This window comes from Neorhizobium sp. P12A (genome assembly GCF_008365395.1).
In the GTDB taxonomy this organism is placed as follows: domain Bacteria; phylum Pseudomonadota; class Alphaproteobacteria; order Rhizobiales; family Rhizobiaceae; genus Rhizobium.
Genome location: NZ_QOVX01000001.1, coordinates 387,785 through 414,096 on the forward strand (window position 1 = coordinate 387,785; position 26,312 = coordinate 414,096).

General features: G+C 59.7%; 22 protein-coding genes. 12 read left to right on the top strand and 10 right to left on the bottom strand.

Features of this window, described 5'->3' with window-relative positions; all coding sequences use genetic code 11:
- Positions 1-130: 130 nt before the first annotated feature.
- Both carB and DTW90_RS01805 read left to right on the top strand, forming a co-directional pair.
- A complete protein-coding gene (gene carB, locus DTW90_RS01800) occupies positions 131-3,628 on the top strand; it encodes a carbamoyl-phosphate synthase large subunit (protein WP_149336159.1) in 3,498 nt (1,165 codons plus the stop codon).
- A 103-nt stretch (positions 3,629-3,731) separates the two neighbouring features.
- Positions 3,732-4,970: a DUF2235 domain-containing protein gene (locus DTW90_RS01805; RefSeq protein ID WP_149336160.1), complete on the top strand. Its 1,239-nt coding sequence runs from the start codon at positions 3,732-3,734 to the stop codon at positions 4,968-4,970.
- A 19-nt stretch (positions 4,971-4,989) separates the two neighbouring features.
- Here the strand turns inward: DTW90_RS01805 and DTW90_RS01810 are convergent, their stop codons facing one another.
- The 3 genes from DTW90_RS01810 to DTW90_RS01820 form a co-directional block, all read right to left on the bottom strand.
- Positions 4,990-5,970, bottom strand: a complete 981-nt coding sequence (locus DTW90_RS01810; RefSeq protein ID WP_246664871.1) for a GGDEF domain-containing protein — start codon at positions 5,968-5,970, stop codon at positions 4,990-4,992.
- A 154-nt stretch (positions 5,971-6,124) separates the two neighbouring features.
- Positions 6,125-7,576, bottom strand: coding sequence for a UdgX family uracil-DNA binding protein (locus DTW90_RS01815; RefSeq protein WP_149336161.1), 1,452 nt, complete (start codon positions 7,574-7,576; stop codon positions 6,125-6,127).
- A complete protein-coding gene (locus DTW90_RS01820; protein ID WP_149336162.1) occupies positions 7,576-8,808 on the bottom strand; it encodes a putative DNA modification/repair radical SAM protein in 1,233 nt (410 codons plus the stop codon). Before DTW90_RS01820 ends, DTW90_RS01815 begins: the two co-directional genes overlap by 1 nt.
- 79 nt (positions 8,809-8,887) lie before the next feature.
- Here DTW90_RS01820 and DTW90_RS01825 point away from each other — a divergent pair, with 79 nt between their 5' ends.
- From DTW90_RS01825 to DTW90_RS01835, 3 genes are all read left to right on the top strand, one after another.
- The gene (locus DTW90_RS01825; RefSeq protein ID WP_149336163.1) at positions 8,888-9,958 is read left to right on the top strand and encodes a serine hydrolase; all 1,071 of its coding nucleotides are present in this window, start codon (positions 8,888-8,890) and stop codon (positions 9,956-9,958) included.
- Positions 9,959-10,174: 216 nt separating this feature from the next.
- Positions 10,175-10,651, top strand: coding sequence for a transcription elongation factor GreA (gene greA / locus DTW90_RS01830; RefSeq protein ID WP_132519536.1), 477 nt, complete (start codon positions 10,175-10,177; stop codon positions 10,649-10,651).
- Between the two features lie 30 nt (positions 10,652-10,681).
- Positions 10,682-11,749 carry a glycosyltransferase family 4 protein gene (locus DTW90_RS01835; RefSeq protein ID WP_188079886.1) on the top strand — a complete coding sequence of 356 codons (1,068 nt, stop codon included), beginning with the start codon at positions 10,682-10,684 and terminating at the stop codon, positions 11,747-11,749.
- A 6-nt stretch (positions 11,750-11,755) separates the two neighbouring features.
- Here the strand turns inward: DTW90_RS01835 and DTW90_RS01840 are convergent, their stop codons facing one another.
- Genes DTW90_RS01840 through DTW90_RS01850 form a run of 3 tightly spaced genes read right to left on the bottom strand, consistent with a single transcriptional unit; the run spans position 11,756 to position 14,132 of the window.
- Complete coding sequence (locus DTW90_RS01840; RefSeq protein ID WP_149336165.1) at positions 11,756-12,667, bottom strand: glycosyltransferase family 92 protein; 912 nt, start codon at positions 12,665-12,667, stop codon at positions 11,756-11,758.
- 60 nt (positions 12,668-12,727) lie between these two features.
- Positions 12,728-13,660: a glycosyl transferase gene (locus DTW90_RS01845; RefSeq protein WP_132519527.1), complete on the bottom strand. Its 933-nt coding sequence runs from the start codon at positions 13,658-13,660 to the stop codon at positions 12,728-12,730.
- A 4-nt stretch (positions 13,661-13,664) separates the two neighbouring features.
- On the bottom strand, positions 13,665-14,132 hold the full coding sequence (locus DTW90_RS01850; protein WP_132519524.1) for an Lrp/AsnC family transcriptional regulator: 468 nt from the start codon (positions 14,130-14,132) through the stop codon (positions 13,665-13,667).
- 238 nt (positions 14,133-14,370) lie between these two features.
- On the opposite strand from DTW90_RS01850, the gene trxB reads away from it, so the two are divergent.
- The 5 genes from trxB (at position 14,371) to DTW90_RS01875 (ending at position 19,439) form a co-directional block, all read left to right on the top strand.
- Positions 14,371-15,345 (top strand): thioredoxin-disulfide reductase, encoded by a 975-nt coding sequence (gene trxB, locus DTW90_RS01855; RefSeq protein WP_149336166.1) that lies wholly within the window; start codon positions 14,371-14,373, stop codon positions 15,343-15,345.
- Positions 15,346-15,368: 23 nt separating this feature from the next.
- The gene (locus DTW90_RS01860; RefSeq protein ID WP_132519518.1) at positions 15,369-16,265 is read left to right on the top strand and encodes a LysR family transcriptional regulator VtlR; all 897 of its coding nucleotides are present in this window, start codon (positions 15,369-15,371) and stop codon (positions 16,263-16,265) included.
- A gap of 562 nt (positions 16,266-16,827) precedes the next feature.
- Complete coding sequence (locus DTW90_RS01865; protein WP_132519515.1) at positions 16,828-17,121, top strand: metalloregulator ArsR/SmtB family transcription factor; 294 nt, start codon at positions 16,828-16,830, stop codon at positions 17,119-17,121.
- 1 nt (position 17,122) lies between these two features.
- Positions 17,123-18,283 carry an MFS transporter gene (locus tag DTW90_RS01870; protein ID WP_149336167.1) on the top strand — a complete coding sequence of 387 codons (1,161 nt, stop codon included), beginning with the start codon at positions 17,123-17,125 and terminating at the stop codon, positions 18,281-18,283.
- A 43-nt stretch (positions 18,284-18,326) separates the two neighbouring features.
- A complete protein-coding gene (locus DTW90_RS01875; RefSeq protein ID WP_149336168.1) occupies positions 18,327-19,439 on the top strand; it encodes an alkene reductase in 1,113 nt (370 codons plus the stop codon).
- Positions 19,440-19,993: 554 nt separating this feature from the next.
- Here DTW90_RS01875 and DTW90_RS01880 read toward each other — a convergent pair.
- Positions 19,994-20,962 carry an SDR family NAD(P)-dependent oxidoreductase gene (locus tag DTW90_RS01880; protein ID WP_132519506.1) on the bottom strand — a complete coding sequence of 323 codons (969 nt, stop codon included), beginning with the start codon at positions 20,960-20,962 and terminating at the stop codon, positions 19,994-19,996.
- A gap of 93 nt (positions 20,963-21,055) precedes the next feature.
- Here DTW90_RS01880 and DTW90_RS01885 point away from each other — a divergent pair, with 93 nt between their 5' ends.
- Positions 21,056-21,940 (top strand): LysR family transcriptional regulator, encoded by an 885-nt coding sequence (locus DTW90_RS01885; RefSeq protein ID WP_149336169.1) that lies wholly within the window; start codon positions 21,056-21,058, stop codon positions 21,938-21,940.
- Positions 21,941-21,982: 42 nt separating this feature from the next.
- Here DTW90_RS01885 and DTW90_RS01890 read toward each other — a convergent pair whose 3' ends face one another.
- The gene (locus DTW90_RS01890) at positions 21,983-22,264 is read right to left on the bottom strand and encodes a DUF2188 domain-containing protein (RefSeq protein WP_132519500.1); all 282 of its coding nucleotides are present in this window, start codon (positions 22,262-22,264) and stop codon (positions 21,983-21,985) included.
- 232 nt (positions 22,265-22,496) lie between these two features.
- On the opposite strand from DTW90_RS01890, the gene DTW90_RS01895 reads away from it, so the two are divergent.
- Entirely contained in the window at positions 22,497-23,591 is a 1,095-nt protein-coding gene (locus DTW90_RS01895) for a calcium:proton antiporter (protein ID WP_132519497.1), read from the top strand.
- Between the two features lie 58 nt (positions 23,592-23,649).
- On the opposite strand, the gene opgC is transcribed toward DTW90_RS01895, so the two are convergent.
- Both opgC and DTW90_RS01905 read right to left on the bottom strand, forming a co-directional pair.
- Entirely contained in the window at positions 23,650-24,837 is a 1,188-nt protein-coding gene (gene opgC, locus DTW90_RS01900; protein ID WP_149336170.1) for an OpgC domain-containing protein, read from the bottom strand.
- A gap of 171 nt (positions 24,838-25,008) precedes the next feature.
- Positions 25,009-26,211, bottom strand: coding sequence for a pyridoxal phosphate-dependent aminotransferase (locus DTW90_RS01905; RefSeq protein WP_149336171.1), 1,203 nt, complete (start codon positions 26,209-26,211; stop codon positions 25,009-25,011).
- Positions 26,212-26,312: the final 101 nt, after the last annotated feature.

Here is a 26,312-nt window from a genome sequence, read left to right on the forward strand (position 1 = left end):
ATGGGGTTCCGTTTGCAAAAACATTTGCCTATAAGCCGCTTCTAGCCTGAAAAGACCCTCCATGCGCGACCCGACCCGGTGATCTCCCACCCTGGCCGGCTTTCTGCGCAGCTAGAAACGGATATCGCCCATGCCGAAGCGCCAAGACATCAAATCGATCCTCATCATCGGCGCGGGACCGATCGTCATTGGCCAGGCATGCGAGTTCGACTATTCCGGCACCCAGGCCTGCAAGGCGCTCAGGGAGGAAGGCTACCGCGTCATCCTCGTCAACTCCAACCCGGCAACGATCATGACCGATCCGGGCCTGGCGGACGCGACCTATGTCGAGCCGATCACGCCTGAAGTCGTTGCCAAGATCATTGCGAAGGAGCGCCCGGATGCGCTGCTCCCGACCATGGGCGGCCAGACGGCGCTGAACACCGCGCTTTCCCTCAAGCGCATGGGCGTGCTCGACCGCTACAATGTCGAGATGATCGGCGCAAAGCCCGCCGCAATCGATATGGCCGAAGACCGCGCCCTCTTCCGCGAGGCAATGAACCGCATCGGTCTGGAAACACCGCGCTCGATGCTGGCAAACGCCACCGACATCAAGGACGCCGACCGCAAGACCCATGAGGCCGAGCGCGCAAAGCTGCGCGAAAGCCTGTCAGGCCCGGAAAACGCGAAGGAGCTCGACAAGGCGCTCGATGCGCTCGAAAACGAGTGGAACCTCGGCGAGACCGACCGCAAGCAGCGCTATATCAGCCATGCCATGGCAATCGCTGCGCAGGCGATCGACGTCGTCGGCCTGCCCGCCATCATCCGCCCGTCCTTCACCATGGGCGGCACCGGCGGCGGCATTGCCTATAACCGCTCTGAATTCTTCGAAATCATCGGCGGTGGCCTCGACGCCTCCCCCACGACCGAAGTGCTGATCGAAGAATCGGTGCTCGGCTGGAAGGAGTATGAGATGGAAGTCGTCCGCGACAAGGCGGACAACTGCATCATCATCTGCTCGATCGAAAACATTGACCCGATGGGCGTCCACACGGGCGATAGCATCACCGTCGCGCCGGCCCTGACGCTGACGGACAAGGAATACCAGATGATGCGCAACGCTTCGATCGCGGTGCTGCGCGAGATCGGCGTCGAAACCGGCGGCTCGAACGTGCAGTTCGCCGTCAACCCGGTGGACGGCCGCCTCGTCGTCATCGAAATGAACCCACGCGTCTCGCGCTCGTCCGCTCTCGCCTCGAAGGCAACAGGCTTCCCGATCGCCAAGGTCGCGGCCAAGCTCGCCATCGGCTACACGCTGGACGAACTTGAAAACGACATTACCGGCGGCGCGACCCCGGCCTCCTTCGAACCATCCATCGACTATGTCGTGACGAAGATCCCGCGCTTCGCCTTCGAGAAGTTCCCGGGCGCCTCGCCTGTCCTGACGACAGCGATGAAGTCGGTCGGTGAAGTCATGGCGATCGGCCGCACCTTTGCCGAGTCGCTGCAGAAGGCCCTTCGCGGTCTCGAAACCGGCCTGACCGGCCTCGACGAGATCGAGATCCCCGGCATGGAAGAAGGCGAAGGCAGCCAGAATGCCATCCGCGCCGCGATCGGCACGCCGACGCCGGACCGTCTGCGCATGGTCGCCCAGGCGCTGCGCATGGGTCTCTCGATTGAAGAGGTGCATGAGGGCTGCAAGATCGACCCCTGGTTCCTCGCCCAGTTCAAGGCGATCGTCGACATGGAAGCCCGCATCCGCGAGCATGGCCTGCCGACCGATGCCGCAAACCTGCGCATGCTGAAGGCCATGGGCTTCTCCGATACCCGCCTCGCGACCCTCACCGGCAAGCGCCCGAAGGAAGTGGCCGAGCTGCGCAACAGCCTGAACGTTCGCCCCGTTTTCAAGCGCATCGACACCTGCGCCGCCGAATTCGCCTCGCCGACCGCCTATATGTACTCGACCTATGAGACGCCCTTCCTCGGCGCCGCGCGCTCGGAAGCACAGATTTCCGACCGCAAGAAGGTCGTCATCCTCGGCGGCGGTCCGAACCGTATCGGCCAGGGCATCGAGTTCGATTACTGCTGCTGCCATGCCGCCTTCGCGCTGCGCGACGCTGGCTATGAAGCAATCATGATCAACTGCAATCCGGAGACGGTCTCGACCGACTACGACACATCCGATCGCCTTTACTTCGAACCACTGACGGCCGAGGATGTCATCGAGATCCTGCGCGCAGAGCAGGAAAATGGCGAAGTCGTCGGCGTCATCGTCCAGTTCGGCGGCCAGACTCCGCTGAAACTCGCGGAAGCGCTGGAAAAGAACGGCATTCCGATCCTCGGCACCGCGCCTGATATGATCGACCTAGCCGAAGACCGCGACCGCTTCCAGAAGCTCCTGATGAAGCTCGACCTCAACCAGCCGAATAACGGCATCGCCTATTCCGTCGAGCAGGCCCGCCTTGTCGCGACTGAAATCGGCTTCCCGCTGGTCGTTCGCCCCTCCTACGTTCTCGGCGGCCGCGCCATGCAGATCATCCACTCGGAATCGATGCTGCAGACCTATCTTCTGGACACGGTTCCGGAGCTGGTGCCTGAAGACATCAAGCAGCGCTACCCGAACGACAAGACCGGCCAGATCAACACGCTTCTCGGCAAGAACCCGCTGCTCTTCGATAGCTACCTGAGCAACGCCATCGAAGTCGACGTCGACTGCCTCTCCGACGGCACGGACGCCTATGTCGCCGGCATTATGGAGCATATCGAGGAAGCCGGCATTCACTCCGGCGACAGCGCCTGCTCGCTGCCGCCGCGCACGTTGTCGAAGGAGATGCTGGACGAACTCGAGCGTCAGGCGAAGGCCATGGCCAAGGCACTGAACGTCGTCGGCCTGATGAACGTCCAGTTCGCAATCAAGGACGGCACCGTTTACGTGCTGGAAGTCAACCCCCGCGCCTCCCGTACCGTGCCCTTCGTCGCCAAGACCATCGGCGCGCCGATCGCCAAGATCGCAGCACGCGCAATGGCCGGCGAAAAGCTGGATGCGGCCTTCGCCGCCTATGGCAATAAGCCAGATCCCCGCAACTTGAAGCACATCGCCGTCAAGGAAGCCGTCTTCCCCTTCGCCCGCTTCCCCGGCGTCGACACGCTGCTCGGCCCGGAAATGCGCTCAACCGGCGAAGTCATCGGCCTCGACACGGATTTCGCGCTGGCCTTCGCCAAGAGCCAGCTCGGCGCCGGCGTCGAACTGCCACGCGACGGGACGGTCTTCGTTTCGGTCCGAGACGACGACAAGCCGCGCGTCCTGCCGGCGATCCGTATGCTGACCGAGCTGGGTTTCAAGGTTCTCGCAACCGGCGGTACACAGCGCTTCCTCGCCGAAAACGGCATCGCAGCCACCAAGATCAACAAGGTGCTGGAAGGCCGCCCACATATCGAGGATGCGATCCGCAACCGTCAGGTCCAGCTGGTCATCAACACGACGGACTCGAACAAGGCGATCTCGGACTCGAAGTCGCTGCGTCGCGCCACCTTGATGCAGAAGGTGCCCTATTACACGACCATGGCCGGCGCCGAAGCTGCAGCCATGGCGATCAAGGCGCTGAAGGCCGGCAATCTCGAAGTGCAGCCGTTGCAGGCCTATTTCTGATGTGGCTGGGGCGCGCTGCGCCCCCCACAATCCACGACCCCAAATTACAACGCGCTCCAGACCATGCTAAACTTCTACCCGAGGTTTATCCGAGGGGAGCAGCATGCCGAAAAACATCGTCATTCTGTTCGACGGAACGTCGAACGAAATCTCGAGGGATCGCACCAATATTCTGAGGCTCTTCGGCGTTCTGAAGCGCGACGAGGAACAAATCGTCTATTACGACCCCGGTGTAGGCACCTTCGGCGCAGCCGATTCCTGGTCGAACGCCTATCGCAAGACCGTTGAAATCTGGGGCCTTGCGACCGGCTGGGGCATCGATCAGAACGTCAAGGAAGCCTATCGTTTCATCGTCGAGAACTATCGGCACGATCCTGTCGACGCCGAGGGCCATACGCCCGATCATGACCGCCTCTATATCTTCGGCTTCAGTCGCGGCGCCTATACCGCCCGGGTGCTGGCGGGTTTTATCCACGCGCTCGGGCTTATGAACCCCTACCACCTCAATCTCGTCGATTATGCCTACCGTGCCTACAAGGGTATCCCGAAGGCCGAGCAGCATCGCGGCGGCGGGGATTTCTCGGCGAGACTGCACAAGGCGCCGTCAGCCTTCGAGGCCATGCGACTCTACGAGCGGACGCTGCAGACTTTTCGCCCGCCGATCAAGTTGCTCGGGCTCTTCGATACGGTTTCCTCCGTTATCGAAGCGGGCAAATGGGCGCCGCAATTGGAAACCCTGCCCTTTACCAACAAGAACCCGAGCGTCGAGATCGTTCGGCAGGCCTTCGCCATCGATGAGCGGCGGACCATGTTCAATCCGCTACCATGGACGCCTGGCCAGGAATATTGGGGCGGCCCCTTCCGACCGGCGACATCAGCGCCGCCGCAGGATCTGAAGCAAGTCTGGTTCGCCGGCGTCCATGGCGATGTCGGTGGCGGCTATCCAGAGGCTGAGAGCCGGCAGATCAAGATACCGCTCGTCTGGATGATCCAGGAAACCAAGCCCTGCGGCCTCCACTACGACGACGATGCCGTCGATCAGGTCGTCCTCGGCAAGGATCCGTCCAAACCCTATGTCCAGCCCGGCATCGACGCGGCGCGGCACGATTCCATGAACTGGGCCTGGCGGTTGCTGGAATATGTGCCGCGCCGGACGCCGATCACCTCATGGCGCAAGCGCGGCGACACGACAGGCATCTACCTGCCGATGGCCGACCATCGCTTCATTCCTGATGGCGCGCTGATCCACCAATCCGTGGTCGATCGCCTCGATGAAAACTACGTCGGCGATCCCTACAAGCCGCCGAACCTGCCGGAACAATACGAGGTGGAACCTTACTGATGAGCCGACGCCGGAAAGATCAGGCGACGTCGGAACGGCGCTCCGCGAGCACCGCTGTCGCCATCTCGCTCATGGCGGCACCGAGAGCAACGATTGCGATACGTTGGCGGGTCGACTTCGCAATGTACATGTAGCTGTCGGCGCGCTTGGTGAAGGAGACGCTCGTATCGTCCGGCTGCAGGAAAGCAACGCCGACGGCAGCGCCAACGTCAGCAACAAGACCTTCGACCGCAATTGGCTTGAATATCCGTTCTGCCGCAGCCTCGAGGTCGTGCAAGAGGCCTGCCATCTTGGGCGTTTCGACATCCAGAAGGATAACGAATTCGTCTCCGCCGACGCGGGCGATATAGTCTCCACTCCTGAAATTCTCGCGCAACCGGCTGGCGATCGTCTTCAGCACCTCGTCACCGGCGGCATGTCCCATCGTGTCATTGACCGGCTTGAAACCGTTCAAGTCGATATAGACCAGTGCCAAGTCGCTCGTTCCCGCCCGCTCCAGCGAGAGGCGCTCCGTCACTTCGACCTCGAAGCCTGCTCGATTGGGAAGGCCGGTAAGAAAATCGGTACGCGCCGATTCCAGGAGCGCTAGCTCCATCTCGCGCTGATGGCGCACACGCGTCGATACGTCGAGGATCACTTCCACATCGAACGACACGCCGTCTATGACCGTCCGTTGCGCCGAAATGAGCGTTGGAATGATCGTACCGTCGGCATGACGGATATCGACCTCTTCGAGAACGTAGGAACCTTCCTCCGCAAGCAGTCTGTGCCTGCGGTCACGCGCCGGGCTGTCGATCGCCGATCCCTTGGAAATCAGTCTCTTGCCGCAGATATCCTCCCAGCGCAGACCCGTCAGCTTCAGATAGGCATCGTTGACTTTGGCATAGCTGGAAGTTTTCGTACCGCTGGTCGTGATCGCCATCGCGATCGGCGCGAACTCGAATAGCCGCATCAGCATGGATGCCAATACGCTCGGCTCGATGATTTCCTTGTCTTCCATGTTAGCCCCGATACAGCAGCGCAAGCGAGACTATAGTGAAGATATTAAGATGTTCCTGAAATGAGCGATTCAATGATACTGAAATACCAGCTAGCAAAGCCTTCCAAATTTCATCCGTTTCGACTGACGTTGTTATCTTATCTATAGAAGCTACTCACGAGAATGACTGCATAAGCTGATGCACTGCGGTCATATCCGCATGAAACCGCGTCAACTCCTCCGCTTTCCTGTCTTCATCCGGAATACGCAGGAGATAAGACGGATGCACCGTCACAAAGAGCATTCTGTCCTCGGCCAGAGGAATTGTACTCCCGCGAATGTCGGATAGGCGCATTTTGGAATCGGTCAACGCAAATAGGGCCGTGGCACCCATGGCGACCACCAGCTTCGGCTTTATCAGCTCGATCTCAAGGTTCAGCCACCAGCGACAGCGCTTCACCTCACCCAAATTCGGCCTTTGGTGGATACGGCGCTTGCCGCGCGGCTCATATTTGAAGTGCTTCACCGCGCCCGTTATGTAAAGCGCCTGCCGTTCGATGCCCGTCTCCGAAAGAACCTGATCGAACAACTTGCCGGCCGGGCCGACGAAGGGACGACCGGCCAGATCTTCCTGATCGCCGGGCTGTTCGCCGACGAACATGACCTGCGCATCCGCCGGTCCCTCGCCGAAGACCGTCTGTGTCGCGTGGCAGTAAAGTTCGCAGCGCATGCAATGGCGCGCCTCTTCGCGAAGCGCTTCCAGCGTCCCGCTAAGGGATTGAGGCGCGGCCGGTACACGCGCCACAGCCTCCTGCAGTCGCTGATGGAATGGCAACGGTTCCGTCGCCTGACGTTTTGCCATGTCCAGAACCTTCGCCTCGGCATCTGCAACCAGGCCCGGAATGAGCGATGCCTCCGGCAGGTTCTTCCAGTATTTCTTCGGCATTTCCGCCTGCATCGCCTTTACCTTCAGCCGCGCGGGATTGAAGATGCTCGCATAGTAGGTGCGCCAGAGTTCATCCGTCTCGTCAGCGAGATCCGGTTTGATGCATGGCTCTGTGCTGACAGTCAGCTTTTGTCCGTCCCAGGCAGCCGATCCCTTCGGCGTGGCGATAATCCAGTCCATGTCGGCAAAGCGACGCTGAAAGAACGGCGCTTTCCGCGCAACGATATGATGGTCAGGTTCGAACCAGGCAGCGAACCCCCGCCGCCCGTTCTCAGCCTCCGCCTTGATCTCCTTGAAGCGAACGAAAGCCGTCATCTTGTGCGCATCACGGGAGACACTCTTCGCCATCAGCCGCGCGAGAGACACATCCTCGTCAGATGCCACATCGAGCAGGCGACGATCGACCTGCAATCGCCATAGCAGGCGATAAAGCAGTCCGAACCGGGCCGGATCAGAATGGCAGATCACGGACTCGGCAAGCTCGATAAAGACCGGAGGCACCGTCATTTGTCGCGAGCCGGCCAGTGGCGGTGCCGCATCGTGCTCCCAGAAGAGCTGCTTGTCGGCGCCCTTTTCCACCCATTCCACTTCCTCGGGAGGCACGCCCGCCATGGCAAGGCCGCGGGCAGCATCACGCCACTCGGCCAAATCTCCCCGGCCCTCCAGCATGACCCTGTGCATCACAGCAACGTCAACTGCTGGGGTTGCGGCTCGAACATCGCACGCAAATCCGAGCGATCAAGCAATCTGCGCGGCGTCCACCCCTCGGCGGCAATGAAAGACTGTACCTTCTTGATCGACACGCCAAGCCGCGCGAGATCTTCGAGGCGAAGGCGCCGGAAACGACGACCGGAAAGGATGGCCTTGACCGTCTTGGTGCCAAGGCCCGGCACCCGCAGCAACCTCTCGCGGTCGGCTTTGTTGACGTCGACAGGAAAATCCGCGCGATGTCCAAGCGCCCAGGCAAGCTTGGGATCAAGGTCAAGATCGAGCATGCCGTCCTGCCGCGTTGCCGTGATCTCCTCGATGCCGAAACCATAGAAGCGATAGAGCCAATCGGCCTGATAAAGCCGGTGTTCGCGCATCAACGGCGGCTTGATCAGCGGCAGGTTCTTAGACGAGTCAGGAATGGGGCTGAAGGCGGAGTAATAGACGCGCTTCAGGCCATAGCTGCCATAAAGCCGGGCACTGGTGCCAAGGATGGTCGCGTCATTGGCACCGTCGGCACCGACGATCATTTGTGTGCTCTGGCCCGCGGGCGCAAACCGCTTGCGGCTTTTGCTCCTCAGCGTCGGCTCCCCTGCCTCCTCGATTTTCAGCCGAAGCTCGCCCATGGCGCGGCGAATGCCTGACGGCTTCTTCTCGGGTGCGAGATGCGCAATTCCCTTGTCTGTCGGCAGCTCGATATTGAGCGAAAGACGATCGGCATAAAGCCCCGCCTCCTCGACCAGCTTCGCCGAGGCTTCAGGAATGGACTTCAGATGAATGTAACCACGGAAATTGTGGGTGGTGCGAAGCTCGCGGGCGATCCGCACCATCTCCTCCATCGTGTGATCAGAGGAACGGATGATACCTGACGATAGAAACAGCCCTTCGATATAATTCCGCCGATAGAATTCCAGCGTCAGCCAGACCACTTCCTCCGGCGTGAAACGCGCGCGTTCGACATTGCTGGAGGACCGGTTGATGCAATAGGCGCAATCGTAGATGCAGAAATTGGTGAGAAGTATTTTCAATAGCGAGATGCAGCGCCCGTCCGGCGCATAGGCATGACAGATGCCCGAACCCTCCGTAGAGCCAAGTCCGCCCGACATCGAGGAATTGCGCTTTTCCGTCCCACTCGACGCGCAGGAGGCGTCATATTTGGCAGCATCCGAAAGAATAGCGAGGCGTTCTTTAAGCGACTTCTTCATGCGTATGTTCTCTATATGTTCCAGATACGGAAGTCAATGAAGAGCATAATGTTGGGAGGAAATCGGATGGAGATGATTCGTGACAGCAGACATCGCATACCCAGCCGAAAATTGGACCTATGCCGCCTCGCCCGAAGCCGTTGGCTGGTCCGGCGCGCAGCTTGAAGCCGCCTATGATTTCGCCGCCACCATCGGAACCAGCGCGATCTTCGTCGTGCAAGACGGCATCGTAGCCAGCGAGTGGGGAGCGGTGTCATATACCGGCGGTATCGCCTCGATGCGCAAAAGCCTTCTGAGTGCATTGATCGGCATTCATGTCGCAGAAGGAACGATCGATCTGCGAACCACCATAGCGGAGCTTGGCATTGATGATTGCGAACCCGTCCTGACGCAGCAGGAAAAGCAGGCGACGATCGCCGACCTGCTGACATCAAGATCTGGTGTCTACCACGCAGCGGTCGATCAAGGCCCTTCCACTCCCCCGGCTCGGGGACGATATCAGCGAGGCGAATATTGGTTCTATAACAATTGGGATTTCAACGTCTTGGGCGTCGCCGTGCGGCAACTGACCGGCATTCCATTGGCCGACGATTTCGACGAGCGGATTGCAACACCTCTGCAGATGCAGGATTTCCGTCGCGATCACTTCTATTTCAAGACCGGTCCGCAATCGTTGCATCCAGCCTACAAAATTCGAATGTCGCCGCGCGATCTCGCCAGGGTGGGGCTTTTGTTTCAGCGAGAGGGTCGGTGGCAGGATCGGCAATTGATCCCGGCCGAATGGATTCGTGCGAGCGCGACTGCCTACGCCCATCCGGGGCCGGCTATCGGATACGGTTACAGCTGGTGGATCGGCAAATATCGACTGGACTCGTCTGAAGATAACTCAGGCTGCGCGGATCATTCCTTCTATTGGGCATCCGGCCTCGGCAACCAGTATCTAATGGTCTTTCCGCTGTTGGGCACCGTAATTGTCCATACGGTCGCCGATACGAACAACGGCCCAACGGATGAACAATTGGAAACGCTTCAGAACAAACTTCTCGGTAGCAAGCTGATGCGCAGGCCAATCCAGGGGCCTGTAACGCGTTACGGATCCGAAATGCTGGCCCGTCACGAAAGTCGGCCCCCGACCGGCAAGTCGGAATGATCTCGAACAGCAGGAAATTTGTCTCATCCCTTTTATTGGAGAAGCAACGTACCCAACTGAGCTTCAGTGAACTCAATGCGAATTTTCTGGAAATCGGTTGAGTCGATCTGCTATATTCCTGCGAATGACCAATTTGCACGGTTCCGAAGTTCCGCTTCGGGACCTGTTTTCTTTTGTGTCTGCGAGAGCGCAGCACAGGGAGTGAAGGATAAGGAAATGGTTGAAAAGGTACCGATGACACAGGGCGGGTTCGTCAAGCTGCAGGAAGAGCTGCGCTGGCGTCAGCAGGAAGAGCGCCCGCGAATCATCGAGGCAATTGCCGAAGCCCGCGCCCATGGCGACCTCTCGGAAAATGCTGAGTACCATGCCGCCAAGGAAGCTCAGAGCCACAACGAAGGCCGCATCAGTGAACTGGAAGACCTGACGGCCCGCGCCGAGGTGATCGACCTTTCCAAGATGTCCGGCGATAAGATCAAGTTCGGCGCCAGGGTAAAGCTTGTCGATGAGGATACTGAAGAAGAAAAGACCTATCAGATCGTCGGCGACCAGGAGGCCGATGTGAAGCAGGGCCGCATCTCCATCTCCTCCCCGATCGCCCGCGCGCTGATCGGCAAGGAAGTCGGCGATTCCATCGAGGTCAATGCGCCCGGCGGCGCCAAGGCTTACGAGATCCTCTCCGTCTCCTGGGGTTGATTGTCCGTGCGTGATCGCGATCCGTCGCACTTGGGCGACATCAGCGAAATCGAAGTCATCGCGCCGAATTTCAAGCGCCGGCTTTCCGGCGTTACCTCTACGATCGTGCAGCTGATCCCGAAGCAGATCGAATTCGGCTGCCGCATCGTGACCCTCGGCCCCGGTCTGCCGGAAAACCTGCCCAAGCTCGGCTGGAGCCGGCTGCCCGGCCTCTGGATGCGTCCGCGCCGCCATCGCGTCCGCGTCTGGCATGCGCGTCGCAACAACGAGATGCTTACCGGGTGGCTCATGAAGGCAGTGCTGCGCATGCCATTGAAGCTGCTGTTCACCTCGGCGGCGCAACGCAAGCACTCACATTATACCCGTTGGTTGATCCGTCACATGGACGCGGTCATCGCAACCAGCGCGGGCTCGGGCGCCTTCTTGCAGGTGCCGCACACCGTCATCCAGCATGGCGTCGATCTGAAACTGTTTCATCCGCCCGAGACGGCTGACGACCGCATGGCCGCGACGGGACTGCCGGGCAGATATCTTGTCGGCTGCTTCGGCCGCGTGCGTCATCAAAAGGGCACGGACCTCTTCGTCAAGGCGATGATCGAGCTCCTGCCGCAATATCCTGATTGGACCGCGATCGTCTGCGGCAGGGTCACGGCCGAGCACCGGGCTTTCGGCGAAGAGTTGGTAAAGAGTGTCGCCGCCGCGGGCCTTTCCGACCGTATCCGTTTTCTTGGCGAGGTCGATGATATCCGCCCCTGGTATCGCCGCGCCACGCTCTACGTCGCCCCATCCCGCAACGAAGGCTTCGGCCTGACGCCACTGGAAGCGATGGCCTCGCGCACGGCCGTCGTCGCAACAACCGCCGGCGCCTATGCCGAAATGATCGTTCCCGGCGAAACCGGCGCCATCGTGCCGCCGGATGACGGCGGGGCGCTGACCAAGGCGATTGCTGCCTATCTCGCTGATCCCGATGACGCTTTGCGTCAGGGCGAAAATGCCGTCCTGCACGTGCGCAGCAACTTCGCGGTCGAAAAGGAAGCGATGGCGATCGGAGAAATCTACCAAACTCTCCTCGGCCCTCGCCTCATCGAAAGCCGCTGACGGCTATTATCTAAGGTCGATCCCGTTGCGCTCCAGGAATTCGATCATCGCGCGGTCCTCGACGACATCGGCCTCGATATGCCGCATCGTCGTCAGCATCTTTTCCTCGAGCTGCTGTTTGGAAACCGCATAGGCCGATCCTCGCGCTATCTTGGCCCGCAACTCCTCCTCGGACTTGCTGTAGTAGTGATTGAGTTGCAGGAAACGATTGGAATAGAACTCACGCGACTTGCGCGCACGGCGCGAAAAGCGTTTGCCGGCATCGTTGGCAGTCAGATCGCCGAATTCACGTGTCTTGAACTGATGCACGCTGACTTCGATCACCTCGCAGGGATCGACGATGCATTTGAAATTGGTGACATGCTCTTCATTGCTGAGCGGATCCGATGCTCGTTTGGTGTAGTTCAGCGCTAGCGGACCTTTAGGCTTCGTCTTGTGCCCGCTCGTCCCGAACATGTGCCACGGCAAGGAAACATTCGGGAAATCGCCGACCTCAGCAAGCGCCTCCTCGACGGTCTTGCCTCGCATCGGCAGGAGAAACTCGTCGGCATCGACAAATGCCATGCGGCGAAAGGCACCGCCAAAATTGAGGATCGCATGGGCGAAAGCCACGACCTGCCCGTCGATCAACCGATCCTCTCCGGCATCGCTCATCTGACCCGCCCAGGGAACGATGGTGAGCATATCGGCGTCGAGTGCCTGACGAAGAAGCGCACAGGTCTGGTCCGAAGAGCCATTGTCATAGACGATGAAGTGGCAAATGCCGACAGCCCTGTGAAAGCGGACCCATTCCTCGATATAGTTCGCCTCATCCTTGACGCAGACGGCAATGGCAATGCCCCGACGGTCGGGCTCGGGTTTCGGCGGCCGAATGGCGAGCTTCTTGATTGCGGTTTTCTTGGTTTTGAACCAGCGCATGAGGGCTGCCTTTCCTACATTCCGACGCCTGCCGTATCGCCCGGCTAAAAGGCTGTAAATTCAATGCGATCCGGCGCTTGCCCTTGCGCGGGCAAACTGGTCGTCATACCCGAAACCATATTTGAGCAGCACCGAAACCGGCGAATGGTTCACGAGCGCGATACCCATTTCAGCGGCGATCGAGCGAGCAAGCGTGATGTGGTCAACGATACGTGCCTCGGCCTGGGCGATGCCCGAAAAAGCGGATTCGCCAACGCTCTCGTAGAAGCGCGGGCCACGCGCGTTGGAAATGTCGATGCCGATGAGACCGATGGTCCGCGGTCGGCAATATAAGGCGAATTGCAGCGCAGAAATCGCGACCGATCCTCCCAGCACCACGCCACGATCCGGCTGCAGGGAAAACCCGGCCGTCAGGCCATCGTTGCATCGCACGAAGTCCAGGCGTTGCAAGTCCTGCATCGACAGGCGCTTGGCACCATAGGGTTTGCGGATATCGTCTATTAAGATCACGCGTTTGTCGGCGAGAAAGCCGCGATCGTTCTCGCAGATCGCGCGAAGCACTGACACGGAGAGCAGGCAGATCGTCCCGGGCACGACCTTCTGCTTCAGGAGATCGAAATGCCGCCAGATGAAACGCTCGTCCTCGACGGCGACGCCAAGCGGTGTTCCGATCGGCGACCCGATCAGGTTGATCGCGCCGTTGAGCAGAATGGCGCTGCCATCGGGAAGCCGCGTCAGATCGCAATCATTGACGGACGGACCGGAGCCGATGATGTAGATCGAGCCGTTGGCGCGCTCGCGCAACGCGTCTGCCCCGAGAAGGGAGGCGACCGTCTCGCCCTTGTAGCGAACCTCGCCCCTTCCCGTTCCCGCACTACGCTCGATGGACAGCCCGGGAAACCAATCCTGCATATGAGCAAGCGAACCGCCAAGCAGGACACGCGCACCAGTCTTGACCAGCGATCGATGCCAGGGACGGTCGGAAGGCGCCATGCTTCTAAAGCTCCACCAGCCCCAACTTCTTCACCTGCCGAATGGTCAGCATGGTGCGCACGGTGTCGACATGCTCGTTCGCCGTCAGCACCTCGATAACGAAATCCTGGAAGCGGGTGAGGTTTTCCGCAACGCAATGCAGCAGGAAATCGCTGTCGCCGGACACCATCCATGCCTGACGCACGAGCGGCCATTCCGAGGTGGCGTTTGCGAAGGCTTTCAGATTGGCCTCCGACTGGTGCTTCAGGCCGACCATGCAGAAGGCGACAAGGTCGAAGCCCAGCTTGGGGCTGTTCAACATCGCGTGATAGCCTTCGATGACGCCGGCCTCTTCCAGCTTGCGAACGCGACGCAAACAAGGTGGAGCCGAGATCCCAACGCGGTCGGCAAGCTCGACATTTGTCATGCGCCCGTCACGTTGCAGTTCGCGGAGGATTTTTATATCGATGGCGTCGAGTTCGGCCCGCAGCACGGTGATTGCCTTCCTTTAATTCCCCTCTCGCGCCTTCTATATAAAGTGGAAGAATTCGCAAGAAAGTTTCATTGTGGTAACCGATTCTTACACACGCTACACATTTGCTTTGTTAGCAATGCAAAGCTGCCCTTGAATAATTGCACTCGACAATCCTAAATGGGGCGGCGGATCGCGAGATTGCTGAATCCCAAATAGGCGCCCACCTTCGCGAAACGCGTCATCGAAAGGACATGACATGCCTGCCCGCCATACCAAGGTGCTGATCATCGGTTCCGGTCCAGCCGGCTATACGGCTGCCGTTTATGCCGCCCGCGCCATGCTGCAACCCGTTCTGATCGCCGGCCTCGAACAGGGTGGCCAGCTCATGATCACGACCGACGTGGAAAACTATCCGGGCTTCGCCGATCCCATCCAGGGTCCCTGGCTGATGGAGCAGATGCTGCAACAGGCAAAGCACGTCGGCACCGAAATCGTCAACGACCTCGTCACCGAAGTCGACACACATCAGCGCCCCTTCGTCGTGCGCACGGATTCCGGCACCATCTGGACCGCCGATACGCTGATCATCGCGACCGGCGCCAAGGCAAAGTGGCTCGGCATCGAGAGTGAGCGGCACTTCCAGGGCTTCGGCGTCTCGGCCTGCGCCACCTGCGATGGCTTCTTCTATCGCAACAAGGACGTGATCGTGGTCGGCGGCGGCAACAGCGCCGTCGAGGAAGCGCTCTATCTTTCGAACATCACCAAGTCGGTGACGGTCGTTCACCGCCGCGATTCCTTCCGCGCGGAAAAGATCTTGCAGGAACGGCTTTTCGCCAAGGCAAACGTCAAGGTGCTCTGGAACACCGAAGTTGCCGAAATCACCGGCACGCCGGCCAAGCCCCCGATGCCTCCGTCCGTGAGCGGCGCGCGGCTGCGCGACCTGACGACAGGCGCGATCACCGATGTTGTTATCGACGGCGTCTTCGTCGCGATCGGCCATGCACCGGCGACCGAGCTCTTCAAGGGCAAGCTGAAGCTCAAGGACAACGGCTATCTCTGGACCGCCCCGGATTCGACAGCGACCAGCGTCGAAGGCATCTACGCGGCCGGCGACGTGACGGACGACACGTTCCGTCAGGCCATCACCGCAGCCGGCATGGGATGCATGGCCGCACTCGAAGCAGAACGTTATCTGGCCGGGCATATGCCCGTTGCCGTCGCAGCGGAGTAATATAGACGATGAGGGGCACAGGAATGCCGTTGGACTGGGACAAGCTGCGTATTTTTCACGCAGCTGCCGAGGCAGGCTCGTTTACACATGCAGCCGACAAGCTTCACCTGTCCCAGTCCGCCATCAGCCGGCAGGTCAGCGCCCTGGAGCAGGATGTCGGCATCAAGCTCTTTCATCGCCACGCGCGCGGTCTTATCCTAACGGAACAGGGCGAGTTGCTTTACCGCACCGCCCACGACGTTCTTCTGAAGCTCGAGACGGTCAAGATGCAGCTGACCGAGACGACGGAAAAGCCGAGCGGCAAACTGCGTGTGACCACGACGGTCGGTCTCGGCCAGGGCTGGCTGACGGACAAGGTGCAGGAATTTCTGCAGCTTTATCCCGATATGCAGATCCAGCTCATCCTCGACAACGAGGAGCTGGATGTGAACATGCGTCATGCCGATTGCGCCATCCGTCTGCGCCAGCCGCAGCAGTCGGACCTGATCCAGCGCAAGCTCTTCACCGTGCACATGCACGTCTATGCGGCGCCGTCCTATATCAACCGCTACGGCGAGCCGCAGTCGGTCGAGGATCTCGACGATCACCGTATCATCAGCTTCGGCGAACCTGCGCCGAACTACCTGCTCGACGTCAACTGGCTGGAGATTGCCGGCCGGTCGTCCGACAACAAGCGGCCTCCACATCTTCAGATCAACAGCCAGACCTCGATCAAGCGCGCCTGCCTTCTCGGCATCGGCATCGCCTGCCTGCCGGACTACATTGTCGGCCGCGACCCCGGGCTCATTCAGCTTGCAATCAACGCCGATGTTCCGTCCTTCGATACCTACTTCTGCTATCCGGATGAGATGAAAAATGCGGCGAAGCTCAAAGTCTTCCGTGACTTTGTCGTTGCGAAAGCACGCAACTGGAATTTCTGACCCCAGAAACACCCTGATATATCAACAGCTTGCGTGACTGCGACATTGCGTTGCAGTCAGCGCATGGCTGCCATGCATTCTACGACATTGTTAGCTGCACATTAAAACACCATATCGCACTCAGCTGATGCACATGGTGGCTTTCCTCCCAGTTCCACCGCAGCAGCTGTTCCCCTCTGGAGGTTTTAACCTTCACACCTATACGGGCCCTGGTTATTCCAGCGGCCCTTTTTTTTGCCTGTTTTGGCCCGAGCGCCCAAATGCATAGCTGCCCTGCACAAAAAAGCATTGCGCACTGCACAATAAAAGATCATACCGCACATAGCTGATGCACATGGTGGCTTTCCTCCCAGTTCCACCGCAGCAGCTGTTCCCCTCTGGAGGTTTTTGACCTTCATACCTATAGGGCCCTGGTTTACTCCGGTGGCCCTCTTTTTTTGCTCAAAATTTATGCGAAGCTATGCTCCGGAAGAATTTCTCGTCCAATCGCGCTTTCGCCCCTTGATATATCGAAAAGCGTCGATACATGTATCGAGAAATTTCGATGTAGTGGACGTTTGCCATGGACAGGGACGAAATTCTGAAGGCGCTTTCCAATCCGGTGCGGTTGGATATCCTCAACTGGCTCAAGAACCCGGAAGAGCATTTTGCTGACCAGGAGCATCCGCTCGACATGGGCGTCTGTGCCAGCCAGTTCGAGCGCTGCGGCCTCTCCCAATCCACCATGTCCTCCCATCTCGGCATCCTTCACCGCGCCGGGCTGGTGACGACCAAGCGCGTCGGCCAATGGGTTTTTTACAAGCGCAATGAGGAAGTCATCGCTGAATTCCTCGCCTGCCTGCAAAAGGAACTTTGATATGCCTGTTGCTCTCCTTGTGCTGGCGCTCAGCTCCTTCGCGATCGGAACGACCGAATTCGTCATCATGGGCCTGTTGCCCGAGGTCTCCACCGATCTTGCCATCACCATTCCACAGGCCGGCTGGCTCGTGACGGGTTATGCGCTCGCGGTTGCGATTGGCGCCCCCATCATGGCGATTTCCACGTCGCATCTGCGCCAACGAACGACCCTCATCTTTTTGATGGGCTTGTTCATTCTCGGGAACCTACTCTGTGCGATCTCCCCTAACTATTGGGTCCTGATGATCGCCCGCGTGGTGACAGCGCTTTGCCATGGCGCCTTCTTCGGCATCGGCTCCGTCGTTGCAGCGAACCTCGTCACCGAAGACCGCAAGGCCCGTGCCCTAGCCTTGATGTTCACCGGTCTGACGCTCGCCAATGTGCTGGGCGTGCCTGCCGGCACAGCCATTGGCCAGGCCTATGGATGGCGTGCACCCTTCTGGGTCGTCACACTGCTGGGTGTTGCGTCCATCGCCGGGTTGATGCTTGTCTTGCCGAAGGGCGAGGAAGCCCGTCAGCGCAATCTGATGCGCGAGGTTTCGGCGCTGCGCGGCTCCGGTCTTCTGCTTGCGCTGCTGACGACTGTGTCCTTCTCCTCTGCCATGTTCGCGCTCTTCACCTATATCGCACCGCTGCTGCGTGATGTTACCGGCGTCTCTCCGGATGGTGTTACCTGGACCCTGTTCCTCATCGGCATCGGCCTGACGATTGGCAATCTTGTCGGCGGCAAGCTCGCAGACTGGCGCCTGGATGCGACGCTTGCCGGCGTCTTTGCTGCCATGGCCTTGACGGCGGCCGTCTTCACGGTGACGAGCCGCGCCGTTGTCCCGGCCGAGATCACTCTCTTCATATGGGCCATCGCGACATTTGCCGCAGTGCCGGCGCTACAGATCAGCGTCGTCACTTTCGGCAAGGACGCGCCGAACCTCGTTTCCACCATCAACATCGGCGCCTTCAATATTGGCAATGCGCTCGGTGCCTGGGTGGGCGGCACGGTCCTGAACCGCGGCTACTCTCTTTCGGAGGTCCCGATCGCCAGCGCCGCTATGGCCGTCATCGGGCTCGTCTTCGTCGGCCTGACATTCGTAACCGTCCGCGCGAAGGCGACGCTTCCCTCCTGATCACCTCCTACCCCTTCCAATCGAAAACCTGAAAGGACAGCTTATGACCAAGCTTTTCGAGCCGATCACGCTCGGCGATATTTCCCTCACCAATCGTGTCGTCATGGCGCCGTTGACCCGCAACCGCTCCCCGAATGCCGTTCCAAACGAGCTGAACGTCGAATATTATCGCCAGCGCGCCACGGCCGGCCTGATCATCACCGAAGCAACGGCGATCACGCATCAGGGCCAGGGCTATGCCGACGTTCCCGGCCTCTACACCAAGGAAGCACTGGCAGGCTGGAAAAAGGTCACCGACGCCGTTCACGCTGCCGGCGGCAAGATCGTCGTCCAGATGTGGCACGTCGGCCGTATTTCCCACACGACGCTGCAGCCGAACGACGGCAAGCCGGTCTCATCGACCAATAAGCGCGCCAATGCCAAGACATACCTTGTCAACGCCGACGGCACCGGAGGCTTCGCTGACGTTTCCGAACCCCGTGCGCTGGAAACCTCCGAGATTCCGGGCATCGTTGAAGATTACCGCAAGGCAGCCCGTGCGGCGATCGACGAAGCCGGCTTCGACGGTGTCGAAATTCATGGTGCCAACGGCTATCTGCTCGACCAGTTCCTGCGCTCCAACGTCAACGACCGTACCGACCAGTATGGCGGCTCGATCGAAAACCGCGCCCGCTTGCTCTTCGAGGTCGTCGATGCCGTCACCAAGGAAATCGGCGCAGGCCGCACCGCGATCCGTATCTCGCCGGTAACACCGTCGGGCGACGTCTCCGATGCGGATCCCCAGAAGCTCTTCACCTATGTCGTCGAAGGCCTGGCGAATTATGGCCTGTCCTACATCCATATCGTCGAAGGCCAGACCGGCGGCGCACGCGACTTCCTGCCCTTCGACTATGACGCGCTCCACGCCGCCTACAAGGCAGCCGGCGGCAAGGCAGCCTGGATGACCAACAATGGCTATGACAAGGACATGGCGGTTGCTGCCATCGACAGCGGCAAGGCCGATGTCGTCGCCTTCGGAAAGCCGTTCATCGCCAATCCGGATCTGGTCCGCCGCCTCAAGGAAAATGCACCGCTGACCGCGGTCGACTCGGCCAATCTCTATGGTGGTCAAGGCGCCAAGGGCTATACGGACTATCCGGCTTTGGACGCTGCTTGATCTGCGCCTCTATCTAGGAAGCAAAGTCGCCTCCCGGTTCAGCCCCTGATCGGGAGGCGATCATCAGCCGCCGGCAACGCAAGCGTTGCCGGTGATTTTATTGGAGAGCGTTTCTAGGGAAACCATCGCAAAGCGCCAAAGCGTCCACTGGAGCCGGCTCCGGCTTGATCACCAAGTGATCCGTGGGCCAAAAGACGACCCGTAGTAACCCGGTTGCGATCCGCTCGAATCCAAACTGTTGTCTCGCTGCACCCTGTCTGCCCATCGCTGACGGGCGGCCGCTTTTTCTTTATCGGTTTCGGTCGATTTGCTTGCAGCCGCAGTTGATGGGCGGCTGGCCGTCGAGCAGGACACCAAGACGACAGCCGGAAGAATAATCAGGATGCCTAGGGCAACTGCCCTCGTGAGCCCGTGGTGGATCGGCTGCAACGACATCCTTATTGCCCTCTTTTTGCAATCTCTGATGACGGGATGTTATTCGATTTCGCATCGGGTGAAAACCAGAAGCCTTTCGTGGTAGCGGGGCCTGTGTGCCGCCCCCTCCTATCGGCGCCTCACCTTGCCGGAAGGCACCCGAGAGAAATGAGCGCCTGGCGCACGCCTTCGTCGAGATCGGTATGAGGCTCCTCTCCGAGGGTCGCCACCAGACGATCGTTCTTCATCCGCATCTTCTCGGTCCAGAGGTAGCGCATCTCTTTGACCTCGCGCATCAACGTGACGAAGGGCGCTGCCAAGGGGACGATCCACCAGGGAAAGGCAGTGATCTTTGCTGTGCTACCGGTCACCCTCTTGATCGCCTCGACGATCTGCTTGCCGTCGTGATCGAAATGGCCGTCCATGTGATAGACCGCGAAGGCAGGCAGTTGATCGGCCCGTTCGACTAGCCGCACCACCGTCTCTGCCACATCAGGCAGATAGGCCCATTGATGGCCGATGCCATAACGCGTCGGGTTCTTGATCGTCTTGACCGGCTTGCCCGGCGTCACCATCGCCGAGAACCAGCTATTGCCCGTGGCGCCGGGACCGAAGAAATCGCCGGCCCGCACGATGATGACGCTATTGCCATTCTCGGCGGCTACTTTCAGCCGCTTCTCCATCTCGACGCGGATCCTCCCCTTCTTGGTCACGGGATGCTGCGGGCTTTCCTCCGTCAGAACGGGAAAGGCGTCGGGGCCGAAATTATAGACCGTGCCGGGAAGAACGATCCGCGCGCCGACAACGCGAGCGGCGGCAACCGTGTTGTCGAGCATCGGCAGAACCAGCTTCTCCCAATCCCGGTAGCCGGGCGGATTGACCCCATGGACGATTAGTTCCGCGCCTTGCGCAGCCCTCAGAACATCGCCGGCATTCATGGCATCGCCCTGGATCCATTCGAAATCAGGCGCCTTCTGCGCCGCCTTGGCTGCGTCCCGATTGAGCGCGCGGATGCGCCATCCCTTGGCCAGCAGCTTCCGAGCAATCGCCCCGCCGATGCCGCCGGTCGCGCCCAGTATCAATGCCGTCTTCTCTGCCGTATCGGTCATGATCAACTCCTTGGTAAATCGATGAGCAGACTATGCCGTACGCGCCCGATAAACGAAATTGACGAAATGCGTGCAGTCAATATACAAAAATGTATGATCAAGGAATCGAACTGGGACTATTATCGCACCCTCCTCGCCGTGCTGCGGCAAGGCTCGCTGTCGGGTGCGGCACGTGACCTCGGCCTGACGCAGCCGACGATCGGCCGCCATGTGGAGGCGCTGGAGAAAGCGCTCGGAACCGAGCTCTTCACCCGCTCGCAACAGGGATTGCTTCCGACCGATGCCGCCCTTGCGCTGAAGCCTTATGCCGAGATGCTGGAAAGCACGACCGCCGCGCTGTTGCGGGCTGCATCCGGCGGCAATGAAGGGATAGGCGGGACCGTCCGCATCAGCGCCAGCGAAGTGGTCGGCGTCGAAATATTGCCGCCCATCCTGGCAAAGCTGCAGAGAGCGCATCCAGGCCTGACGATCGAACTGTCGGCCTCCGACAATCTTGAAGACCTCCTGCAGCGCGAGGCTGATATCGCGGTGCGCATGGTCGAGCCATCGCAGGACGCGCTGCTCGCCCGCCATATCGGCACGATCCGGCTCGGCTTCTTCGCGCACCGGGATTATCTGGAGCAATATGGCGAACCGCGATCAGTCGAGGAACTGCGCAGTCACCGCCTGATCGGCTTCGATCGCCAGACGGCCTATACCCGCCTCATGACGAAGCGATATCCAATGCTGGACGGCATTTCCTTTGCCTTCAGATCGGATCACAGCATCGCGCTGTTGAATGCTGTGCGCTGCGGACTGGGCGTCGGCTTCTTTCAGAACCCGCTGGCAAAACAGGATGCCGATCTCATACACCTGCTGCCTGAGATCTCGATCTCGCTGGAAACGTGGGTTGTGATGCACGAAAATCTGAAATCCTCGCCACGCTGCCGCGTCGCCTTCGACGCATTGGTCGAAGGGCTCAAGGATTATATCGCCTGACCGGCGCCATCGACGTGGCGCGAAGCAGGAAATGTGGATGGATCAGGCGCCGGGAGCATTTTCTGCCGGCGGGAAATGGTTCTTGCCATCGACGACTTCAGTCTCCGGCCGATCGCCACCGTCGGTATATTCCTCGTGCCAACGGCCTTTTTCGTCCTGATAGCTGATTTCGGCATCGTCGCCGCCGACCTGCTGTTCCGCTGCTACGATCCGCGCAGCCTCCACCGCTTCCGCATGCGTCGGAAACGCCTCGGAATAGACGCCGCCGAACCGGTAAGCCCAGCCCCCGTCATGCGGCACGATTTCGTAAGTGACTTTGACCATACAATGCCTCCTCTCGATCCCTGGAAAGGTCGCGGGCCGCGCATTGCTGGGGTCGGTCGCGGCTTGCCCACTCTGTCTAGGATACCGCGTCATGCGTCCTACGAACCATTGATCGCAGTATTCCATTAAAACCGCCCGACTGCAAATCTCTATGCTTCCTTAAACGCTTGATGCGTAAAATCATTACCTTAGATTGTGGCAATGAATCGAAAGCGGAGCGTCAAGTCAGGGCATGGCCGGCATATTGCGGGAAGAGAAATTTCTGATCCTTGCGGTCATCGTTGCGATCGCGGCATTCGTAACGGAACACGCGATCCTTGAAATGGGTCGTCTTGGGGCAATTGTGGGCGCGGTCGTCCTGATCGCCACCATCGTACTCGCGTCTATGCGCGTGGCTCACCATGCCGAAATCCTGGCCGCCAAGGTCGGCGATCCCTATGGCACGATGATCCTGACGCTGTCGGCGGTCGCCGTCGAGGTCATCATCCTGGCCATCCTGATGAATGGCGCAGAGAGCTCCCCTACCCTGGTGCGCGACACTATCTATTCGGCCGTCATGCTCGATATCAACGGCATCCTTGGCCTTGCCGCCCTGCTCGGCGGACTGAAGCATGGCGAGCAGCCCTATAATGACGACTCCGGCAAGACCTATGGCGTGATGATCCTGACCGCCATGGGCATCTCGATGATCGTGCCGGAATTCATCCCCGATGCGAAATGGCACTATTACTCTGCATTCACGATCTTTGCCATGATCGCCCTCTACGCCCTCTTCCTGCGCATGCAGGTCGGCCAGCACAGCTATTTCTTCAGCTACAGCTATCCGCGTACGGAAAAGAAATTGCATGGCGCCGAGGAAGACCACGAAGACAATTCGACCGCCACCTCGATCGGCACGATCGTCGTCGGAGTCGTGATCATCGGTGTCCTGGCGGAATTCATGTCCACCTTCATGACGACAGGCTTGAAGGACAGCGGCGCCCCGCCGGCGGTTGCGGCCATCGTGGTCGCGGCGATATCAGCTGCACCGGAAATCCTGACGGCCCTGCGCGCAGCCCTCAGGAATCGGATGCAGGCGACCGTCAACATCGCCATGGGCGCCTCGCTCTCGACGGTCATTCTGACCGTGCCCGTCATGGAGGCGATAGCGCTCTATACCGGCCAGCCCTTCGTCATGGCCATGTCACCGGTACAGACGGTGATGATCCTCATCACGCTGATTGCGGCCGCGATCAACCTCAACGACGGCGAAACGAACGCCATCGAAGGCATGACCCATTTCATCCTCTTCGCCACCTTCATCATGCTGACGGCGCTCGGGCTTTGAATCTGATTTCAAGGGCTTGGGGCGAAGTGCTGAATCGGATTGTGAAGGCAGGAAATCGTCAGCCCGGCACGATCGCCGGCGGCTCTCCACCCAGCCTCTTGCGCTCGCGCCATAGCGCCGGCAGCGAAAGCAGCATGACCGAGATCAGCGCGATCAGGGTCTTCGTGAGTTGGGAGAACTGCGGCGTCCGCTGGTCGATATAGTAAACCAGATAGACGATCGCGACATGCCAGACATAGACATGCAGCGAATGCCGACCGAGCAGCCGCAGGAAACTCAGGGAAAGAACCCACCGCGCGCCGGCGGCGAAGGAGCGGATACGCGGGCTCGCATGCTTCGGTCCGGCAATCAGCAGCCAGACCAGCACGATCGCAGCCGCGGGGAAATTGATGAGATAGACGAGGCTGAAATCGGCGCGTACTTCCATCGTCGTGAACTTGTCGAGCACCGATTGGGGCAACAGGTCATGCGCCGTCGCGATCCTGAGCGGCAGGAAGAAGATGCAGATGCTGAGCGCCAGTTTCGGCAGCAATGTCGCTTCCGGGCGAAAGACCTTGGACCAATCCACCTTCCTGCTTGCGGTCAGCACGCCGAGAACGAGCCCTGAAAAGAAGACGATCTGCCAGCCCAGCAGATTGAAGCTGACACGAATGCCCTGCTGGTCGCCTCGCAGCAGCCAATTGTTCACGGCCTCGGTCACCAGCCGTTGCAGGCCGAGCTGCGCTGCCATCCACAGCGCAGCGGAAACGAACATCACTTCGAGCCAGCGGCCGCGCAGGCAGAGCCAGACCACCGGCGGCGCAAGCAGCATGTAGACGACATATTGCGGCAGGATATCCATGAAGGTCGGCTGGAAAAGGAATGCCGCGATCGCCGCAAGCCGCAGCAGATCCCTGAAGCTCGTTCCGCCCAGCCAGTCGAACCAGATGTGCCGGGCATGCGGCAGGATCATTGCGGCCAACAAAACGACGAGAACCGTCGCCATTGCATAGCGATAGAGCTCGAAGGCCCGCCCCCAGATCTGCCGGCTCGCCGCCTCATAGCCGCTCTTGGCCATCTTCCGGCTATAAACCATGCCGACAAGCAGGCCTGACAGGAAGACGAAGCCCTGCGCATCCTCGACGAAAGCCAGTTGATTGTGGTTGATCAGCAGCATCCAGTAGCCGCCGATGAAGATCAGGTGGTTGATCAGCATGAAGACGAGGAAGTATCCCCGCAGCCCATCCATCAACTCGTTTCGCTGCATCTTCGGACCCGCCCTCAAAACCGCGTACCACCATCATTCAAGCTAGGAACAGCGCATGAATAGGGGATGAATGGGTGCGCTGCATCAACCTATAGTGATCGCAAGCGCCGACCAATGCAAAGGCCCGCCATCGCTGGCGGGCCTCCAATCAGTTCGATAGTCGATCCGCTCTTACTTGCAGTTCGCGCAGAAGCGCTGGATGCGGCGGCACGCCTCTTCCAGCTGCTCTTCCGACGTCGCATAGGAGATGCGGAAGTTCGGGCCGAGGCCGAAGGCGGAGCCCTGAACGACGGCAACGCCTTCCGATTCCAGCAGTTCCGTTACGAAATCCTCGTCGTTCTCGATGACCTTGCCCGTCGGCGCGGTCTTGCCGATCAGGCCGGCGCAGGATGGATAGACGTAGAATGCGCCTTCCGGAACCGGGCAGGAAATGCCCTTGGCCTGGTTCAGCATCGACACGACGAGATCGCGGCGGCCTTCGAAGATCTTCTTGTTGCGCGGAATGAAGTCCTGCGGACCGTTCAGCGCTTCGACAGCAGCCCACTGCGCCATCGAGGCAGCGCCCGAGGTCTGCTGGCCTTGGATCATGTCCATCGCCTTGATGAGCTGCAGCGGGCCGGCAGCATAGCCGATACGCCAGCCGGTCATCGCATAGGCCTTGGAGACGCCGTTCATCGTCAGCGTGCGGTCATAGAGCTTCGGCTCGACTTCAACCGGCGTCGCGAACTTGAAGTCGCCATAAGTCAGGTGCTCGTACATGTCGTCGGTCAGCACCCAGACATGCGGATGCTTCAAGAGCACGTCCGTCAGCGCCTTGAGCTCGTCATGGGTATAGGCAGCGCCCGACGGATTGGACGGCGAGTTGAAGATGAACCATTTCGTCTTGTCGGTGATCGCCTTTTCGAGATCGGCGGGCTGGAGCTTGAAGTTGTCTTCCTGCCTCGTCATGACGGTGACAGGCGTGCCGCTGCACAGCGAGACGATCTCCGGGTAAGACACCCAGTAAGGCGCCGGGATGATAACTTCGTCGCCCGGGTTCAGCGTCGCCATCAGCGCGTTGAACAGGATCTGCTTGCCACCGGTGCCGACGATCGTCTGCTGCCAGTCGTAGTCAAGGCCGTTTTCGCGCTTGAACTTCGCGGCAATCGCCTTGCGCAGTTCAGGAATACCCGAGATCGGCGTGTACTTCGTCTCCCCGCGATTGATCGCGTCGATCGCAGCCTGCTTGATATTGTCCGGCGTATCGAAATCGGGCTCGCCGGCGCCGAGGCCGATCACGTCGCGTCCTTTCGCTTTCAGCTCGCGTGCTTTCTGAGCAACGGCAATGGTAGCGGAGGGCTTAACACGGGAAAGAGCGTCGGCAAGGAAGGCCATGTTGATCGGTCCTATTCGGTTGAAAACAGCAGAAAGCCTGCGGACCAGATTTCTGCGGTTAGCTCTATGTCGAATGTGCGACGACGTTTCAAGGGTAAAGG

What these genes read in the sequence shown, in the direction of transcription:
- DTW90_RS01845 (WP_132519527.1), bottom strand. Translation starts at nt 13,660, where the DNA reads ATGGCGCCTTCCGACCGTCCCTGGCATCGATCGCTGGTCAAGACTGGT.
- DTW90_RS01805 (WP_149336160.1), top strand. Translation starts at nt 3,732, where the DNA reads ATGCCGAAAAACATCGTCATTCTGTTCGACGGAACGTCGAACGAAATC.
- DTW90_RS01840 (WP_149336165.1), bottom strand. Translation starts at nt 12,667, where the DNA reads ATGCGCTGGTTCAAAACCAAGAAAACCGCAATCAAGAAGCTCGCCATT.
- DTW90_RS01815 (WP_149336161.1), bottom strand. Translation starts at nt 7,576, where the DNA reads ATGCACAGGGTCATGCTGGAGGGCCGGGGAGATTTGGCCGAGTGGCGT.
- DTW90_RS01865 (WP_132519515.1), top strand. Translation starts at nt 16,828, where the DNA reads ATGGACAGGGACGAAATTCTGAAGGCGCTTTCCAATCCGGTGCGGTTG.
- DTW90_RS01860 (WP_132519518.1), top strand. Translation starts at nt 15,369, where the DNA reads ATGCCGTTGGACTGGGACAAGCTGCGTATTTTTCACGCAGCTGCCGAG.
- DTW90_RS01885 (WP_149336169.1), top strand. Translation starts at nt 21,056, where the DNA reads ATGATCAAGGAATCGAACTGGGACTATTATCGCACCCTCCTCGCCGTG.
- DTW90_RS01895 (WP_132519497.1), top strand. Translation starts at nt 22,497, where the DNA reads ATGGCCGGCATATTGCGGGAAGAGAAATTTCTGATCCTTGCGGTCATC.
- trxB (WP_149336166.1), top strand. Translation starts at nt 14,371, where the DNA reads ATGCCTGCCCGCCATACCAAGGTGCTGATCATCGGTTCCGGTCCAGCC.
- DTW90_RS01880 (WP_132519506.1), bottom strand. Translation starts at nt 20,962, where the DNA reads ATGACCGATACGGCAGAGAAGACGGCATTGATACTGGGCGCGACCGGC.
- DTW90_RS01905 (WP_149336171.1), bottom strand. Translation starts at nt 26,211, where the DNA reads ATGGCCTTCCTTGCCGACGCTCTTTCCCGTGTTAAGCCCTCCGCTACC.
- carB (WP_149336159.1), top strand. Translation starts at nt 131, where the DNA reads ATGCCGAAGCGCCAAGACATCAAATCGATCCTCATCATCGGCGCGGGA.
- DTW90_RS01870 (WP_149336167.1), top strand. Translation starts at nt 17,123, where the DNA reads ATGCCTGTTGCTCTCCTTGTGCTGGCGCTCAGCTCCTTCGCGATCGGA.
- DTW90_RS01875 (WP_149336168.1), top strand. Translation starts at nt 18,327, where the DNA reads ATGACCAAGCTTTTCGAGCCGATCACGCTCGGCGATATTTCCCTCACC.
- DTW90_RS01890 (WP_132519500.1), bottom strand. Translation starts at nt 22,264, where the DNA reads ATGGTCAAAGTCACTTACGAAATCGTGCCGCATGACGGGGGCTGGGCT.
- opgC (WP_149336170.1), bottom strand. Translation starts at nt 24,837, where the DNA reads ATGCAGCGAAACGAGTTGATGGATGGGCTGCGGGGATACTTCCTCGTC.
- DTW90_RS01810 (WP_246664871.1), bottom strand. Translation starts at nt 5,970, where the DNA reads ATGGAAGACAAGGAAATCATCGAGCCGAGCGTATTGGCATCCATGCTG.
- greA (WP_132519536.1), top strand. Translation starts at nt 10,175, where the DNA reads ATGGTTGAAAAGGTACCGATGACACAGGGCGGGTTCGTCAAGCTGCAG.
- DTW90_RS01820 (WP_149336162.1), bottom strand. Translation starts at nt 8,808, where the DNA reads ATGAAGAAGTCGCTTAAAGAACGCCTCGCTATTCTTTCGGATGCTGCC.